The organism is Aurantimonas sp. A3-2-R12, assembly GCF_036016755.1.
GTDB lineage: Bacteria > Pseudomonadota > Alphaproteobacteria > Rhizobiales > Rhizobiaceae > Aurantimonas > Aurantimonas coralicida_A.
The window spans coordinates 1-1,913 of the sequence record NZ_JAYXIH010000107.1 but is presented as its reverse complement, the minus strand read 5'-3'; the positions used below and the strand labels follow the sequence as shown (position 1 = coordinate 1,913).

Sequence of the window (1,913 nt, the reverse complement as noted above, 5' to 3'; positions counted from 1 at the left end):
CCTCGCCGGCCCGCGCCGCCTCGACGCCCGCATTCAAGGCCAGCAAATTGGTCTGGAAGGCGATCTCGTCGATCACCGAGATGATCTGGTTGATCTGCTCGGAGGATTTTTCGATCTGGCTCATCGCCGCAACCGCCTGGCCAACGATCTCGCCGCCCTTTTCGGCCTTGCCACGGGCGGAACTCGCCGCCGTCTGCGCCTTGCCGGCGCCTTCGGCCGTCTCGTTCACCGCCGTCGTCACCTCGCCGAGCGCCGCAACCGTCTCTTCCAGGTTGGCCGCCTGCTGCTCGGTGCGCTGTGCCAGATCGTTCGACGCCGTGTTGATCTCCTGCAGGCCAGACCGGATCGAACCGATCGAGGTCACCACATTGCCGATCGCATCCTCCAGCTTGCCGACGCTGTCGTTGAACTTTGCCCGGATCGGCTCGAACTCCGCCGCCACCGGCTCGGCCATGCGCACCGNATTGCCGATCGCATCCTCCAGCTTGCCGACGCTGTCGTTGAACTTTGCCCGGATCGGCTCGAACTCCGCCGCCACCGGCTCGGCCATGCGCACCGTCAGGTCGCCCGCCGACAGCCGCTCGAAACCGACCTCGACCACACCGACGAAGGCGCGCAGATCCTCGGCCTTGGCGTTGTCCAGCGCTGCCTGGCGGTTCTTCGCCTGTTCCTGGTCGATCCGCGCTGCCGCAGCCTCGCTCTCCAGACGCTCACGCTCGATTGCCGCCTGCTTGAAGGTCTCCACTGCAACAGCCATCGCGCCGATCTCATCCTTGCGGCCAGCACCCGCGATCACAACGGTCTTGTCTCCGTCCGCCAGCCGCCGCATCACGTCGGTCATGGCGTTAATCGGAGTGGCGATTCCCCGAGACAGGAGCCAGCCAAGCCCGGCCGCCGAAATGATGAGAAACCCCACGCCGAGGACTACCGCCCATTTCACCATGCTGTTCCGACTGACCTCGACTGCGGTCGCCTCCGCGATCGTCTCGTCCTGGCGAGCCCGGATCGCATCCAGGGTCTCCTCCACCGGCTCGATGAACTCGTCGGCCTTGCCGGAATTGAAGAGGTCCAGCGCGCGCGGGTAACTTATCGGGCTCGCGGCCAGCTCGATCACCGGATCGGCGATTTCCGTGTGCCACGCGCTCATGGCCTTCTCGAGCACCACCAGACGACCGGACATGTCCGGGTCCGCACCGACTCGCGCGCGAAGGTCGGCCACGTGCTTCAAAAAGGTCTGGTAGTGGTCCTTCGTCCGTGTGGCGAAATACGGATCGCGCGTGATCATGAACCCGCGCAGCGACCCCTCCTGGCGGGCGACCGCGAAACGCGCCTCCATCGCGGCGTCCTCGACGGCCATATAGACGTCTTTGGCCTTACCGGCGCTCTGGACATTCTCCATGAACATGAAAATGGAGGAGCCCATGATCGCGGCTCCGAGCACCATGACGGCGAAGGCCGCGGTGATCTTCCTGGAAATATTGATGTTGGCCAATCGCATGAGTTCCCCCCCCCAAAGATATAATCGAGTGGCCGACAACAGCTGGCGACAGGAACCCGACACCGCCGAACCTCTCGGCGGAATTCGCGGCACGATCGACACAGCTTTTGCGGCCATCCTTCTCCGGAGCAGACATTCGTTATAAATGCTTACCAAATTGTTTCGTCGCTGAAGGCTTCTTTCGAGACGGGAATGCAGCCACCGGTGGCTACCCGCGTCGGCTCCACTTCTACCCGTCGGCGGATATGACAAAGCCGGCGAGGGTTGAGACCCCGCCGGCTCTGATTGTGGTGTGTCGTGGTACTCCTGTCAGCGGCCCGAGAAGGATGCGGCTCAGAACTCTTCCCAGCTGTCGGTGTTGGTCTGTTCGGCACGGGCGGCGCCGCCCGTGCCGGTGGTCTTCATCTGCGGTACG

At 63.9% G+C, this 1,913-nt stretch carries 1 protein-coding gene; it reads right to left on the bottom strand.

Annotated elements, in window-relative coordinates:
• A partial coding sequence (locus VSX60_RS22200; RefSeq protein WP_327626407.1) for a methyl-accepting chemotaxis protein occupies positions 1 to 1,498 on the bottom strand: 1,498 nt, incomplete at its 3' end.
• Positions 1,499 to 1,913 lie beyond the last annotated feature (415 nt).